The sequence below is a fragment of the Streptomyces sp. DSM 116793 genome (genome assembly GCF_057320905.1).
This window is the reverse complement of the sequence record NZ_CM170494.1, coordinates 7,614,734-7,629,409: the sequence shown is the minus strand read 5'-3', so window position 1 is coordinate 7,629,409 and position 14,676 is coordinate 7,614,734. Positions and strand designations below refer to the sequence as shown.

Genomic DNA, 14,676 nt, shown 5'->3' with positions numbered 1-14,676 from the left:
ATTCCAGCCGTCCCGACCGCTCCAGCCGATCCTGCCGCACACGCCTCCTGACCCGTACGAAGGGCACCCTCCATGCGTATTCTCGCCGCCGGCGACCACTTCGTCCGCCCGCACCTGATCCGCGCGGCGCTCGACGAAGAACTCTCCGCGGCCGGGATGCGGGTGGACGTCACGGACCTGGTGCTGCCGTGGCCGCACGAGCCGTTCGGCCCGGTGGGCGGGGTGAAGGAGGCCAGCGGCACCGAGGAGCGGCTCATCGACGCGCTGGGCGACGCCGAGGTGTGCGTCACCCAGATGGCGCCGTTCACCGCCCGGGTCTTCGAGGCCCGGCCGGCGCTGCGGATGGTCGCGGTCTGCCGCGGCGGGCCCGTCAACGTGGACCTGGCGGCGGCCACCCGGCACGGCGTGGCCGTCAGCTTCGCCCCCGGCCGCAACGCCCCGGCCGCCGCCGAGTTCGCCGTCGGCCTGATGCTGGCCGCGATGCGCCGCATCCCCACCGCGGACGCGGAGCTGAAGCAGGGCCGCTGGCGCGGCGATTTCTACGCCTACGACGAGAGCGGCGGCGAGTTGGACGGCGCCACCGTCGGGCTCGTCGGCTACGGCGCGATCGGCCGGATCGTCGCCAGGGTGCTGCGCGCCTTCGGGGCGCATGTGCTGGCCGCCGACCCGTACGCGGACCCGGAGGCGGTGCGCGCGGACGGCGTGGAGCCCGTGGAGCTGGACGAGCTGATGCGGCGCAGCAGCGTGGTCAGCCTGCACGCCCGGCTCACCCCCGAGACGCACCACCTCATCGACGCGGAGCGGCTCGCACTGCTGCCCGAGGGCGCGGTGCTGGTGAACTCGGCCCGCGGTGACCTGCTCGACCACGCCCCGCTGCCGGACCTGCTGAGGTCCGGCAGGCTGCGGGCGCTCGCACTGGACGTGTACGACGTCGAGCCGCCGCCCGCCGACTGGCCGCTGCACGACGCGCCGAACGTCGTCACCGCACCGCACCTCGCGGGCGCCACCCGGCAGACGGCACACCGCGCGGCCGCCATCACGGCCGGCGAGGTGGGCCGTTTCCTGCGCGGCGAGAAGCTGGCGCACCCCGCCAACCCCGAGGTGTCAGGGGGCCCGAGGCCATGACCTCCCGTGCTGGGACCGACCGCTCCGGCGCCCCGTACATCGGGGTGGACATCGGCACCTCCGTCACCAAGGCCGTGGCCTACGGCCCCGACGACGCGCCGCTCGCCGCCGCGTCCCGCGCCAGCCGGCTGGACCGGGGGCCCGGCGGGCGGGTCGAGCAGGACCCGGAGGACGTACTGCGCACGGTCGCCGAGGTGGTCCGCGAGACCGTGGCCCGGCTGCCGGTGCCGCCCGCGGCGCTGGCGCTCACCGGACAGGGCGACGGGCTGTGGCTGCGGGACGCGCACGGGCGTCCGGTGCGGCCGGCGATGTCCTGGATGGACGGCAGGGCCGCCGGCATCGTCACCGGCTGGCTCGCCGACGGCACGATCCAGCGGGTGTACGCGCACACCGGCTCCGGGATGTTCCCGGGCTGCCACGCGCCGCTGCTGGCCTGGCTGCAGCGGCACGAGCCGGAGGTCCTCGACCGCGCGGCCACCGCCGGGTACTGCGTCGACACCGTCGCCGAGCGGCTGACCGGGCAGGTCTGCGTGGACGCCTCCGACGCCACGCTGCCGTTCCTCGACCCGGTGCGCCGCGGCTACGCGGCCGAGGCGCTGGCGGCCTGCGGGCTCGCGGACCAGGCCCGGCTGCTGCGCCCGCCCGCTCCGCCGGGCACCGTGCTCGCCCTGGACGCGGCGGGCGCGGAGCTGCTCGGCCTGCCGGCGGGCCTGCCGGTCACCGCGGGCCCCTACGACCTGCCGGCGTGCGCCATCGGCAGCGGGGTGCGGGAGGTGGGCGACGGGCTGCTGATCGTCGGCACCACCCTCGCCTGCCAGGTGCTCACCGACCGGGCGGAGATCGACCCGGCCGCGGAGCCCGCGGGCATGTGGCTGTGCCTGCCCGAGGAGGGCCGGTGGCTGCGCGCGATGCCGGCGATGGTCGGGACCGCGGCCCTTGAGTGGGCGCTGGGGCTGACCGGCGCCGGCACCGACGACCTGGACGCGCTCCTCGCGGCCAGCCCGCCCGGTGCCCACGGGGTCACCGTGCTGCCGTTCCTCTCCGACGCGGGCGAGCGCGCACCCTTCGTCGAACCGGCCGCCCGGGGCCGCCTGGACGGGCTGACGCTCGCGCACACCCGCGCGGACGCGGTGCGCGCGGTCTGCGAGGGCATCGCATACGCCGCGCGGCACTGCCTGGAGGCCGCGGGCCTCTCCGGCACGCTCGCCGCCTGCGGCGGCGGGGTGCGGTCCGGTACCTGGGCGCAGCTCTTCGCCGATGTACTGGGCAGGCCGGTGCGCGTCCCGCACGAGGCGGAGGTCGGCGCGCTCGGCGCGGTCATGATCGCCCGCCGTGCCCTCGGCGACCCGCCGGCGGTCCGGCCGGACGACGCCGCCCGCTTCCGCGTCGTCCACCCGCGTGAGGAGACGCGGAGCGTCTACGAGACCGGATACGCGGCGTACCGCGCGGCGCTGTCGGCGGCACGTACGCAGTGGGGCGGCTAGGGCCTGCCCGACGCGTCGGACCAGCTCGCGTCCGTGCCGCCGGGTCCTGGTGAGGCCTGCTGGCGCCCGCCCTGCGCTTGGCATTCCGCCGGGGCTGCCGGTGGCGGGCAGGTGGACGACGGACCTCAGCCGGCACCGAGGCCGCCGGCAGCCGACGCCGATGTCATACGAGGACTTCCGGCCGGCACGCCGAGTGGGGCACCTCCCCGCCGAGCGGGGCACCTCCCGCGCCGTTGAGGCAGTGGGGAGGCCGGCGGGGCGGCGGCGCACCCGGGAAGCTCCGGCCACCCCCCGTGAAAGTGGCCGGAGCCCGCTCAGTCCCCCGGTTCCTCCGCCGCGAGCCACTCCGCCATCCGGCCCGGGTGGTCCGTGGTGACCGCGTCCGCCCCGATGGCGGCGAAGAGCTGGACGTTGGCGCGGTTCGCGGCGGGCCAGGCGTCGACCTGGACGCCCACCTCGTGGCAACGGGCCACCAGCTCACGGGTGAGCTCCGGCTTCAGCTCGGGGCAGACCCAGGTGGCCTTGAGGTCGAGCGCCGAGCGCAGCATCTCGTCGCCCGGCTGGTGGGTGATCAGACCGCGCGGGACGTGCGGCAGCAGCCGGGCGGCCTCCTCCACCGCGGCCTTGTTGAAGGAGGTCAGCACCACCTGGCCGGGCAGCGGGGTGTGCCGCTCCCGGTCGGCGAGCGCCTGGACCGCCTCCAGCGCCTTGATCTCGATCTGCACGAGGTCGCCGCAGACCTCCATCGCCTCGTCGAAGGTCGGGATCCGCTCCCCCTGGCCGGCGTCCAGCTCCTTGATCTGCGCGAGGGTGAGGTCGGCGATGGCGCCGCTGCCGTCGGTCGTGCGGTCGACGGTCCTGTCGTGGATCACCACGAGGTGGCCGTCGGCGCTGACGCGTACGTCCAGCTCGATGCCGTCGGCGCCGAGGGCCAGGGCCCGCCGGTAGGAACGCAGCGTGTTCTCCGGCTCGTCGGCCCTGGCTCCGCGGTGCGCGTACACCAGGGGACGCGTCACGGGGTGGTTCACAAATGCTCCTCGATCATGGTGCCGTAGCGGTCTACCCCCTTGCGCAGCTGGTCGGCGACCTCCGAGAAGGCCTGCTGCGCGGGGGTGTTCGCCGACCATATGCGCTGCAGGGCGGTATAGATACGCACATTCGCGTTCGGGATCATCATGCGTACCTGATCGCACTTGCGGGTCAGTTCGAGCTGCCGCACGGCGGTGGTGAAGTTGGGGTCGGCCTTCATCAGCCTGACGAGCGGCGTCTCATCGACCGCGGCGGGCACCACGGGCAGGTAGCCGGTCTCCACGGTCCACTGGGCGGCGTTCTCCGGGCGGGCGAGGAACCGCACGAACTCGGCCGCGGCCTCCTTGCGTTCCCGGGGTACCCGCCTGAACATGCCGAGGCCGCCGCCGCCCGTGTTGACGGCGAACTTCTTCTCCCTGGGCAGGAAGCCGGTGCCGAGCTGCCAGCCGTTCGCCTTCGCCATCTCGTTGATCTTCTTCAGGCCGCCGGTGGAGGTGACGAGGGTGGCGATGAGCTGGTTGCCCATGTCGGCGGTGGGCTCGGTCGCCATGTAGGCGATCCCGTCCTTGAAGATCAGTTTGCGCTGCCACTCCCCCGCCTGGACGGCGCCGCCCTCGTCGATGGTGACGTCCAGGCCCCTGGAGTAGGCCCCGCCCCACTGCCAGGCGCTGCACTGGAACTGCCAGTCGCCGTCGACCTTCTGGTACGCCTCCAGGGCGACCCGTTTGCCGCCGGTGGTCAGCTTGGTGATGCGGTGCGACCAGTCGTAGAGCTCGTCGTAGCTCTCCGGGGCGCGCACCGGCACCCCGGCCTTCTTGAACATGGTCTTGTTGTAGTAGAAGAGCGGCGTGGAGCGGGCCAGCGGCAGCCACCAGGTGCGGCCCCTGATCCGGCCCTCGCTGAGCAGCTTGGCGTTGTAGGTGGCGTCCAGCTCGCCGGGCTTGAAGTAGGAGTCCCAGGGCTCCAGTGCGTCGCCGAAGTAGAACTTGTACCACTTGACGTCGGAGAGCACGCACAGGTCGGGCGCCTGGGCGCCGAGCAGGCTGATGACGGCCTTCTGGGCGCACTCGTCGTAGGTGCCCTGGAACTGCACCTCCACGTAGACGTCGCGCTGCTCGCCGTTGAAGGCGTCGACGAGCTTCTGCAGGGCCGGACCCACCGGGTCGGCGAAGGTGGACCAGAGCACCACCTTGGTGCGGCCGCGGTACTTCCCGGGCAGTGAGCCGCCGGGCTGGGAGACGGCGCCGGTGGTCTGGCCGCAGGCGCTCAGGGCCGCCGCGAGGCCGGCACCCACGCCCGCGCCGAGCAGGCGGCGCCTGCCGAGCACGGAGCCGGCGGGCCCGGCCGGCGAGGGTCGCGTCATTTTCCGGCTCCCTGGGTCAGCCCGGCGATGATGTACCGCTGGGCGAGGAAGAAGACGACGAGGACCGGCACGATCACCATCACGGCGCCGGCCAGGATGGCTCCCCAGTTGGAGTAGGTCTCGGTGTTCTTCAGGAAGAGCAGCCCGATGGGGAGGGTGCGCATGTTGTCGCTGCTGGTGATGATCAGCGGCCAGATGAAGTCGTTCCACTTGCCGACCATGACGACGAGGGCGACGGTGATGACCATCGGGCGCGACATCGGCAGCACCACCCGGAACAGGGTGCGCAGATGGCCCGCACCGTCGATCTTCGCCGCGTCGGTGATCTCCCTCGGCAGCGTCAGCATGTGCTGGCGCAGCAGGAAGGTGCCGAAGACCGAGCCGAGGCCGGGGGCGATCAGGCCCGGGTAGGAGTTGACCCAGCCGAGCTGGGCGACGGTCAGGAAGTTCGGCAGCAGGGTGACATGGCCCGGCACCATCATCGCCCCGAGCAGGAAGAGGAAGAGCACCTTCTTGCCGGGGAACGGCAGGAACACGAAGGCGTACGCGCACAGCAGCGCGGCCACCAGCTCGATGGCGGTGCCGACCACCGACACCACGAGGGTGTTGACGAAGTACCGGCCGAAGGCGGCGGCGTGCCAGGCGTCGGAGAAGTTGGACCAGCGCAGGTCGGTGGGTATCCAGTGCGGCGGGTAGCCGTAGATCTGCGGGTTGGTCTTGAGCGCGGAGGAGATCAGCCAGTACAGCGGGCCGCCGGCGATGAGGGCGACCAGCACCAGCAGTGCGTAGAGCCCGAAGCGCCGGGCGCGGCGGGCACCGGCGCGGCTGCCCGGGGCGGCCACGCCGGCCGGGCGGACGTCCGGCAGGGAGTCGACGGCGGTCACTGGTAGTGCACCTTTCGCTCGAGGAAGCGCGCCTGGAAGCCGGTGATCAGCAGCAGGACCACGAACATGATGAGGGCGGCGGCGGAGGCCCGTCCGGCGTCGAAGGTGCGGAAGCCCTGGTCGTAGATGAACCAGCTCAGGATCGAGGTGGAGGTGCCGGGGCCGCCCTGGGTCATCATGGCGATCACGTCGAACGCCTGGAAGGTGCTGATGGTGCAGGTGACCAGGAGGAAGAAGGTGACCGGCGAGAGCAGCGGAAGGATGATCCTCCGCAGCCGCGTCCAGGCGCCGGCGCCGTCCAGGGCGGCGGCCTCGAAGACGTCCCTGGGCAGGCCCTGCAGGCCGGCGAGGTAGACCACGGCGACGAAGCCGGTGTTCTTCCAGAGATAGACAAGCACCAGGCCGAACAGCGCCCACTTGGAGTCGGTCATCATCGCCGGCGCGGCCGTGCCGAGCGGGGCCAGCAGCGGGCGTATCAGGCCGTAGTTGGGGTCGAATACGAAGAGCCACAGGGTGCCGACGGCGGCCCCGGAGAGCACGTACGGGGCGAAGGTCAGCGTCCGGACGACGTTCCGGCCGCGCAGCCGCTGGTTGAGCAGCAGGGCGGTGGCGAGGCCGAGCACCAGGCCGCCCGCGACCACGCCGACGACGAACAGCACGGTCGTCCACAGGCTGCCGAGGAAGTCCGGGTCGGTGAAGAGGGACGCGTAGTTGTCCAGGCCGATCATGTGCCAGGACGAGGAGACCATGTCCCAGTCGGTGAAGCTGAGATACGCGTTGTAGACGACCGGCCAGTAGGCGAAGACCAGCAGGAAGAAGAAGTTCGGGGCGGCGAAGGCGACGAAGAGGAGACAGTCGCGCCGCCGTCGCCGGGCGCGGAGCCGGCGTCCTGCCTCACCGGTGGCCCCGGAGCCCGGCGGGGCGGCGGTGCCGTCCTGCTGCACGTCGGTGGTCAAGACAGCGGTGTCCTTCCGGTGAACCGTACGGCGCCCCGGGCTGGGCGCAGTCCCGCTCTAGGAATACCAACAAGGTGAACGAGAAGAGAACACCGTGTCGTGTTACGACTTGGCAGCCCACCGGGCCGCCACGTCGCGCACACCACCCGCCATTTCGGCGCTGAGCTGGCAGAACAACGGAGATCGACGGGACCACCAGGACTTCACACATTCCATGTGATGATCGCTTGCCGTCGGCCGTCATCTCTCACTATACACTCGACGTATACTTTATGTGTATAGTCGGCGGCATGCTCGATTCGATCAAGAACGCACTCGGCACGGACGGCGGGCACCGGCGGGGCGGCATGCCCCGGAGCGGTGCGGGGCGCCGGTCCCGGCCGGGCCGTGCCGGCCGTGCCGGCCGGGCCGGGGCGGTGCTCGCCGCGGTGCTCTCGCTGGCACTGACCACCACCGGCTGCACGCAGTACGACACCACCGCGCCCAGCACCGCCCGCGCCCGCGCCGACGCCCACCACCCGGCCCCGCTCGGCGCCGTCGACTGCCGCAGGGCCAAGTGCATCGCGCTGACCTTCGACGCGGGCCCCAGCGCGAACAGCCCCCGGCTGCTGGACATGCTCAAGGAGAAGCACGTCCACGCGACGTTCTTCCTGCTCGGCAAGAAGCACATCGAGCGCTATCCGGAGCTGGTCGAGCGGATGGCGGCCGAGGGTCACGAGGTGGCCAGCCACACCTGGGACCACCGGATCCTCACTCGGATCGGGCCCGACGAGGTGCGCGAGGAGCTGACGCGCCCGAACGCGGCCATAGCGAAGCTGACCGGCCGCAAGCCCACGCTGATGCGTCCGCCCCAGGGCCGCACCAACAAGACCGTCAACGACATATGCCGCCAGTTGGGCCTCGCCGAGGTGCTGTGGAGCGTCACCGCGAAGGACTACCTGACCACCGATTCCGACCTGATACGCAAACGCGTCCTGGACCAGGCGGGCCGTGACGGCATCATCCTGCTGCACGACATCTACCAGGGCACGGTCCCCGCGGTACCGGGCATCATCGACGCCCTCAAGGAACGCGGCTATGTGTTCGTCACGGTGCCGCAGCTGCTGGCACCCGGGAAGGCCGAGCCGGGGACGGTGTACAAGCCGTGAGGGCGCGACCGGCCGCGGGGCGGGGCCCGGCTGGGCGGAGGGCCGTCCAGGAGGCCGGCGCGTCGGTGCGACGGCGGACCGTCCGCAGGGCCGTCGGCGGGACGGCGGCCCGTCCCTGGGACGGCAGACCGCGCGCGGGACGGCAGACCGTGCGCGGGAAGACGGGGCGCCTACGGGACGACGGGCCGGGGCCGAGTCCGGGCGCGTGCTGCGCCCGTGCCGGGGCCGCCCGCGCCTACGATCAGCGGATGGTGCTCTTCCGTGTGGTCCGGGACTCCCCGCACCCCGCCGCCGAGGCCTGGCGGCGCGTCACCCGGTGGGAACGGCACGGCGACGCGGTGCCGATGACCCGGGTCACCGTCACCACACCCGCGCCGACGCACGTGGGCACCGTCCTCGTGGCGCGCACGGGCCCCGCCCACTCCCGGCCGGGGCGCACCCGGGCGGGGGCGGCGGTGCTGCGGTGGACGGGGGCGGGGCGGCTCGGGTACGACGACCCGATGGAGGTGACGCGGTGGCGGCCGCCCGTGGGCGACGCCGCCGGACTCTGCCGCCTGGACAAACGCGGCCGGGTGATCACTGGCTGGGCCGAGATCGAGGTCCGGGCGGACGCCACCGGAGCCCGGGTCGTATGGCGCGAGGAGGCACGGGTACGCGGGCTGCCCCGGCTCCTCGACCCCCTGCTGGCGGCCGCGTGCCGGCTGGTCTTCGGACGCGCGGTGGACCGGCTGCTGCGCGGCTGAACGGGCCGCCGGGCCGGGCACGGGACCGGCGGGCGTGGGTGGTGCCCGTACGCGGTCACGCGGTCCAGCGGCCATCCGGGTCACGCCGTCACGCGGCCACCCGGTCCAGCGGTCACCCGCTCCACCGTCGCGCCGTCACGCGGCCACCCGGCCCAGCGGCCACCCGCTCCACCGCTCCACCGTCACGCCGTCACGCCGTCACGCCGTCACGCAGCAGCGTCCCTCCGTGGTCCCGTGCTCCCCGCAGCACCGGGGGATCGGCTCCGCGGACGAGTTCCAGGGCCATCTCGGAGAACCACGCGCCCGCCGGCGGGTCGGGCCTGCCGCGCCGGGGGTCGGCGGGTCCCCGGGTGCCGCGCAGACAGGCGCCGTCCGACTCGCCGGGAACCTTGATCCAGAGCCGGGCGTCCTGCAGAGGGTCGCCCGTGTGCAGGGTCGGCCGGGCGCCCAGGCCGCGGCCGGGCGGATTGCACCAGTCCTCCGAGGCCGGTGCCCCGCCTCGGGGCGCGTTCCACGGCCCCCGGCCGTTGCGGCTGGTGTCGGTGACGAAGTGGGGCAGCGCGGCCGCGGGCGTGTGCAGGTGGGCGGCCAGCCAGGCGCGGGCGCTCTCGCGCGGGGTGCGCTGGTCGGGGCAGTCTGCCGGGTCGCCGCCCCGTACGGCGTGGCCGATGCAGGACGAGACCAGTGTGCCGTACCAGGTGTCGGCCTCGTCGGGCTGGAAGTTGGCGACGTTGACGGAGAAGCCGGCGGCCCGGGCGACGCCCGCCCTGAGCAGCCGCGGGACGATGGTCCTGACGCTCTGCCAGGCGGGGTGGCCGGCATCGAGGTAGACCCGGGTGCCGCCGTGCGGGGCGAGCCTGCCGACGGCGTAGGCCAGGTCGCGGTAGCGGGCGGCGGTACGGGCCTCGGCGGACCGGGGTTCCGCGGGACGAACTGCGGCGGACCGGGGATCTGCGAGTCGGGCTTCTGGAGACCGGGTGTCCACGGGGCGGGCCTCGGCGGACCGGGCCCCCACAGGGCGGGCGTCCGAGGAGCGGGCCTTCGGATGGCGGGCTCGCGCGGGCCCGGTGGTTCCCCTGCCGCCGGTTCGGGCGCCTGCGGTGCGGGCCGGGAGGGTCGGGGCCTGGACGGCCCGGGCCTTCGCGCCGCGGGACCCGGGGGTGTGGCTGCGGGCGCAGTCGGTGGGCAGCAGGGCGAGTGAGTCCGGTTCGAGGACCACGAGGGCCGGGCCGCTGCCGAGGGCGCGGGCCACCGCGTCGATCCAGGCGCGGTACCCGGTCCCGTCGGCCGCGCCGCCCGCCGAGTACTGGGCGCAGTCGCGGCCCGGCACGTCGTAGAGGACGAGGGCGGGCACGGCGCGGGCACGGGCCGCGTCCCGCACCAGGCCGCGGACGCGGCGCTCGGTCCCGGCGGGGCTGCCGCCGCTGAACCAGACCGCGCGTGGGACGCGTGCCATGGCGAGCACGCCCGCCGCTTCTGCGGGCCGCCCCGCCCGCGTCAGCTCCTCGGCCTGCCGTACGGCGCCCGGGGTGGGCTCGGGTGCGTAGAGCCGGTCCGGGCGGACGGCTCCGGGGCCGGGGGTGACCGCCGGGTCCGCGCGCCCCACGGTGCCGTCCTTCTGCTCCGGGGCCGGCAAGGAGGTTCCCACCCGGACGGTGGCACCCGTCCGGGGTGCGGTGCCCGGCCCCACGGCAGGTGCCGCCCCGGCCGCGGTGCCCGCCGTGAGCAGGGCACCGGCCGCCGCGACCGAGACCCCCGCGGTCAGTACCGCCGTCCAGCCCGGCATCCGTTCCATACGGTCACTCCATGGTCACCAAGCGTTCTGCGCCCAGCATGCCGTCGCGCGTCCCGAGGCGCGCGCCGGGAAACCTGCGCGGGCCCCGTGGCCGGGCCGGTCCGGCACCGCAGGCCCGCACCGTCGGACTTCTCGCCGTCGTGTCGGGGAGAACGGGGCTCCGCCCCCATTCCGCAGACCGAGCCCAGTCGTTCCCGCCCCACCCCGCCGCAACGGCGAGCGACCACCACGACCCGACCCGCGCTCCCCACCCACACCCGGCCCACGCGCCGGAGCCGCCGCCGGGACGACCAAGGCGAGGGGCCGGGCCCCGGGCCGGAGAGGCGGGCGCCCCAGGGCACGGGCCTGGACAGTGCCCGCAGTGCCCGGTCAGTGCCCGGTCAGTGCACCAGCACGATCTTTCCGCGAGCATGCCGGCTTTCGCTCAGTTCGTGCGCGGCCGCCGCTTCGGCGAGCGGGAACGCCGCTGCGACCGGCACCCGCAGCCGGCCCTGTCCGGCGAGCGCCACCGCGATCCCGAGGCCGTGCAGCGCCAGCGGGTCGGCCGGGGCTCCGACGGCCGCGCCCGTGTCGTCGCCCGCCGCCGAGTGCGACATGTGCACGCCGTGGGCCGCCGCGGTGAAATCGGCGATGGTCACCACGCGGACCGGGTCCCCGGCGATGGCGATCAGGTCGGGCAACACCCCTCCGGCGCAGTCGAACACCCCGTCCACCCCCGCAGGTGCCAGCGCACCGACGCGTTCGACCAGCCCCGTCCCGTACGTCGTCGGCTCCGCGCCGAGGGACCGCAGGAAGTCGTGGTTGCGCAAGCTCGCCGTACCGATGACGGTGGCACCGCGGGCAGCCGCCAGCTGGACGGCGATCGTGCCCACACCGCCGGCCGCGCCCTGCACCACCACGGTGTGCCCGGCGCCGATCGCGAGCCGGTCGAGGACCCGGGTGGACGTCTCGATGCTGCCCGCGGCGCCGCCGGCCTCCGCCCAGCTCCATTCGGCCGGTTTGGGCGCCCAGGCGGCCAGGACGGCGTGATCGGCGTTGGCGCCACGCGCGGCCATGGTGGTCATGCCGAACACCTCGTCACCGATGCCGACGCCCGTGACGCCGCTGCCGACCTCGTCCACCACGCCCGCGGCGTCGAACCCGGTCCGGTACGGGAACGTCATGGGCACCACGTCACGCAGCGTCCCGGAGCGGAGGTACGTCTCCCCCGCCGACAGTCCCGACGCCCGCACGGCGATGCGGATCTCCCCCGGTCCGGCGTGCGGCGCCTCGACCTCCGCCACATGCACCACGCCGGGCCGGCCGTACTCGCAGAACTGAACAGCTCTCATGCGCCGGACCGTAACGGAACACCCCGTCCGGTTGGCTAAAGTGAGAGCGGTGACGGCCCAGGTGATGCAGAAGAAGCTACGCTCGGACGCCAGCGACAACCGTGCGCGCATCCTCGCGGCCGCACGGCTCGCCTTCGCCACCGGGGGCCTCGACGTGCCGATCCGGGAGATCGCCCGGCGCGCGCAGGTGGGCGTCGCGACCGTCTACCGGCGCTTCCCGACCAAGGAAGCGCTGTTCACCGAGGTCTTCGCCGAGCAGATGGCCATGTGCTCGGCGGTGGTCGAGGAGGGCCTGGCGGCGGCCGACCCGTGGGCCGGGTTCCGCCTGGTGATCGAGAGGCTCATGGAAATGCACGCCCTCGACCGGGGCTTCGCCCGCGCGTTCACCTCGCGGCTTCCCCAGGCGGCGGGCTTCGCCGCCGACCGCGACCGCACGCTGCGGATGCTGCTCGACCTGGTGCGGCGCGCGAAGGAGGCGGGCGGCCTGCGGCGGGATTTCGTGCTGGAGGACATCAGCCTGGCGCTGATGGCGAACGAAGGCATCCGCGCCGAGTCACCCGAGATACGGGCGGCGGCGTCGCGCCGCTTCGCGGCCCTGATGATCCAGTCGTTCCGGGCGAACCCCGTCCCGGCACCACTGCCGCCGGCCGTCCGGCTGCCGCTCTCCAGGGGCTAGGGGGTATTGCCGTTCGCCTGCGGCCGGTAGGGCCGGTAGGGCCGCGCGCGCTTATGGGTGATCCCGGCAGTGGCCAGGACGTCGCGCCAGTCGCGCGAGCGGTAGCAGGAGCCGTTGCCGGTCAGTGCCCGCTCGACAACGCCTTGATGATCCTGCGTTCGGTGCGGGTGGGGGTCTGCCCGGACCGCGGGGCGGACGTGAGGAGCGGTCCGTCATCCCGGCCTCGCCGAACTCGCGGGAGCGACCGGCCCACCGCTGGGCCCTGGGGGCGAGGCCTGGAAGCGGTCGGCCGCCCGTCGCAGGGGCCAACCGTCCTCGACCACGCGGCGTGCCAGGCGGAGCCGTACGGTTCCGGGCAGGGGGGCGTTGCGGCGGGGCACGGCCTCCTCACCCGAGCCATGGGCCCCCTCTCCCCCCGCCCACCGACTCCAACTGACATCCCGACATCCCGCGGCCACACGACCCCGCTGGCCCTGTCCAGCCCGGTGACCACCGAAGGGTTCGCGGGCCGACGCCGGTCTGCCGGCCCGGCTCACGGGCCGGCTCACGGGCCGGCCGGCGGCCTCCTCGACCGGCCGGGGTCCGGCGCGTGGTGCGGACGGGTCGGCGCGCGGGCCGTGCGCCGCTGGGCGACCGAGCCCGCCCTCCCCGGTGCGGTCGCAGCGCCCGGCGCGTTCCCCGGCGGCGTGGCGCCCCGCGGGTCGTGCGGCGCGTCGTGGTGGATGGGCGCCCGGGCACCGGTGAGCGGGGCGCCGGTGCCGCCGTGGCGGTGGGCGACGATCTCGGCGGCGATGGACAGGGCCGTCTCCTCCGGTGTGCGGGCACCGAGGTCCAGGCCGATCGGCGAGCGCAGCCGGGCCAGATCGCGGTCGCCGAGGCCGGCCCCGCGCAGCCGCCGGGCCCGGTCCTCGTGGGTGCGCCGGGAGCCCATCGCGCCGACGTACGCGACCGGCAGCCGCAGCGCCAGCCCGAGCAGCGGCACATCGAACTTGGCATCGTGCGTCAGCACGCACAGCACCGTCCGGCCGTCCACGCCGGTGCGCTCCAGGTACCTGTGCGGCCACTCGACCACGACCTCGTCGGCGTCCGGGAACCTGGCCCGGGTCGCGAAGACGGGCCGCGCGTCGCACACCGTCACCCGGTACCCCAGGAAGGCGCCGACCCGCACCAGCGCGGCGGCGAAGTCGATCGCACCGAACACGATCATGCGCGGCGGCGGCGCCGAGGACTCCACGAAGAGCGTGAGCGGCTCGCCGGCGGCCGCACCGTACGGCTCCCCGCACGCCGCCCCCGCGCCGGAGCCGCCCCCGGTGCCGGACGCCTCACCGGCCGGGTCCCCGCCCCGCAGCTCCACCATTCCGGTGCGCCCCGCGTCGAGCATCGCACGGGCGTGCGCCGCCGCCGTGCGGTCCAGGGCGGCATCGGCGCCGAGGGTGCCCTCGTAGGAGCCGTCGGGGCGGACGTGCAGGGCGTGGCCGAGCAGGCCGGCGGGGCCGGAGGTGAGGCGTGCGACGGCCGCCGCCGCGCCGTCCGCCGCCGCGCACAGCGCGCCGGTCAGCGCACCGCGCGCCGGGGAGTCCGACCGGACCGGCGTGACCAGGATGTCGACGACACCGCCGCAGGTCAGCCCGACCGCGAACGCGTCCTCGTCGCTGTAGCCGAAGCGCTCCACGACGGATCGCCCGTCCTCGAGGGCGTCCCGGCACAGCTCGTACACGGCGCCCTCCACGCACCCGCCCGAGACCGAGCCGACGGCGGTGCCCTCGCTGTCCACGGCGAGCGCGGCGCCCGGCTGCCGGGGCGCGCTGCCGCCGACGCCGACCACCGTGGCCACGGCGAACTCGCGCCCCTCAGCGGCCCACCGGTGCAGTTCCTCGGCGATGTCCAGCATCTCGCCCTCCTGTACGGGGTGTGCGGGTCGTGCGGGTCGTGCGGGTGCGGGTGTGCGGGTCGTGTGGAGGTGTGGGGGTCATGCGGGTGTGGGGGACATGCGGGTGTTCGGGCGGTTCATACGGCTCCGCGAGGGCCCAGGGTACGTGCCGGGGCGGCGCCGGGCGCCCGCCGCACGGGGCCGGGGTCCAACGCCCGGTGCCGCCGAAGCGCACCTGGGGCGAGCCCCAGCAGGAGCGTGCGGGCGCGGAG

At 74.5% G+C, this 14,676-nt stretch carries 10 protein-coding genes and 4 pseudogenes; 5 read left to right on the top strand and 9 right to left on the bottom strand.

Going from position 1 to position 14,676, the window contains the following annotated elements:
• Positions 1-72 precede the first annotated feature (72 nt).
• Together ACSMXW_RS29945 and ACSMXW_RS29940 are read left to right on the top strand one after the other, a co-directional pair.
• Positions 73-1,125: a 2-hydroxyacid dehydrogenase gene (locus tag ACSMXW_RS29945; protein ID WP_485800927.1), complete on the top strand. Its 1,053-nt coding sequence runs from the start codon at positions 73-75 to the stop codon at positions 1,123-1,125.
• Positions 1,122-2,609 (top strand): FGGY family carbohydrate kinase, encoded by a 1,488-nt coding sequence (locus ACSMXW_RS29940; protein WP_485800926.1) that lies wholly within the window; start codon positions 1,122-1,124, stop codon positions 2,607-2,609. The genes ACSMXW_RS29945 and ACSMXW_RS29940 overlap by 4 nt, the downstream gene beginning before the upstream one ends.
• 314 nt (positions 2,610-2,923) lie before the next feature.
• On the opposite strand, the gene ACSMXW_RS29935 is transcribed toward ACSMXW_RS29940, so the two are convergent.
• Genes ACSMXW_RS29935 through ACSMXW_RS29920 form a run of 4 tightly spaced genes read right to left on the bottom strand, consistent with a single transcriptional unit; the run spans position 2,924 to position 6,841 of the window.
• Entirely contained in the window at positions 2,924-3,637 is a 714-nt protein-coding gene (locus tag ACSMXW_RS29935) for a glycerophosphodiester phosphodiesterase (RefSeq protein ID WP_485800925.1), read from the bottom strand.
• On the bottom strand, positions 3,634-5,001 hold the full coding sequence (locus ACSMXW_RS29930) for an ABC transporter substrate-binding protein (protein WP_485800923.1): 1,368 nt from the start codon (positions 4,999-5,001) through the stop codon (positions 3,634-3,636). Before ACSMXW_RS29930 ends, ACSMXW_RS29935 begins: the two co-directional genes overlap by 4 nt.
• A complete protein-coding gene (locus tag ACSMXW_RS29925) occupies positions 4,998-5,885 on the bottom strand; it encodes a carbohydrate ABC transporter permease (RefSeq protein ID WP_485800921.1) in 888 nt (295 codons plus the stop codon). The genes ACSMXW_RS29930 and ACSMXW_RS29925 overlap by 4 nt, the downstream gene beginning before the upstream one ends.
• Positions 5,882-6,841: a carbohydrate ABC transporter permease gene (locus ACSMXW_RS29920; protein WP_485800919.1), complete on the bottom strand. Its 960-nt coding sequence runs from the start codon at positions 6,839-6,841 to the stop codon at positions 5,882-5,884. Before ACSMXW_RS29920 ends, ACSMXW_RS29925 begins: the two co-directional genes overlap by 4 nt.
• Before the next feature lie 347 nt (positions 6,842-7,188).
• On the opposite strand from ACSMXW_RS29920, the gene ACSMXW_RS29915 reads away from it, so the two are divergent.
• Positions 7,189-7,989 (top strand): polysaccharide deacetylase family protein, encoded by an 801-nt coding sequence (locus ACSMXW_RS29915; protein ID WP_485808407.1) that lies wholly within the window; start codon positions 7,189-7,191, stop codon positions 7,987-7,989.
• Positions 7,990-8,237: 248 nt separating this feature from the next.
• On the top strand, positions 8,238-8,732 hold the full coding sequence (locus ACSMXW_RS29910; RefSeq protein ID WP_485800917.1) for an SRPBCC family protein: 495 nt from the start codon (positions 8,238-8,240) through the stop codon (positions 8,730-8,732).
• Positions 8,733-8,922: 190 nt separating this feature from the next.
• Here the strand turns inward: ACSMXW_RS29910 and ACSMXW_RS29905 are convergent.
• The 3 genes and pseudogenes from ACSMXW_RS29905 to ACSMXW_RS29895 all read right to left on the bottom strand — a co-directional run.
• Positions 8,923-9,633, bottom strand: a pseudogene (locus ACSMXW_RS29905) (glycoside hydrolase family 6 protein); the annotation flags it as partial.
• A 276-nt stretch (positions 9,634-9,909) separates the two neighbouring features.
• Positions 9,910-10,518: pseudogene (locus ACSMXW_RS29900) on the bottom strand (glycoside hydrolase family 6 protein); the annotation flags it as partial.
• A gap of 389 nt (positions 10,519-10,907) precedes the next feature.
• The gene (locus ACSMXW_RS29895) at positions 10,908-11,858 is read right to left on the bottom strand and encodes an NADP-dependent oxidoreductase (RefSeq protein WP_485800916.1); all 951 of its coding nucleotides are present in this window, start codon (positions 11,856-11,858) and stop codon (positions 10,908-10,910) included.
• 49 nt (positions 11,859-11,907) lie between these two features.
• On the opposite strand from ACSMXW_RS29895, the gene ACSMXW_RS29890 reads away from it, so the two are divergent.
• Positions 11,908-12,534: a TetR/AcrR family transcriptional regulator gene (locus tag ACSMXW_RS29890; protein ID WP_485800915.1), complete on the top strand. Its 627-nt coding sequence runs from the start codon at positions 11,908-11,910 to the stop codon at positions 12,532-12,534.
• Between the two features lie 142 nt (positions 12,535-12,676).
• Here the strand turns inward: ACSMXW_RS29890 and ACSMXW_RS29885 are convergent.
• Positions 12,677-12,914 (bottom strand): annotated as a pseudogene (locus tag ACSMXW_RS29885) (leucine zipper domain-containing protein); the annotation flags it as partial.
• Positions 12,915-13,231: 317 nt separating this feature from the next.
• Positions 13,232-14,425: pseudogene (locus tag ACSMXW_RS29880) on the bottom strand (XdhC family protein); the annotation flags it as partial.
• Positions 14,426-14,676 lie beyond the last annotated feature (251 nt).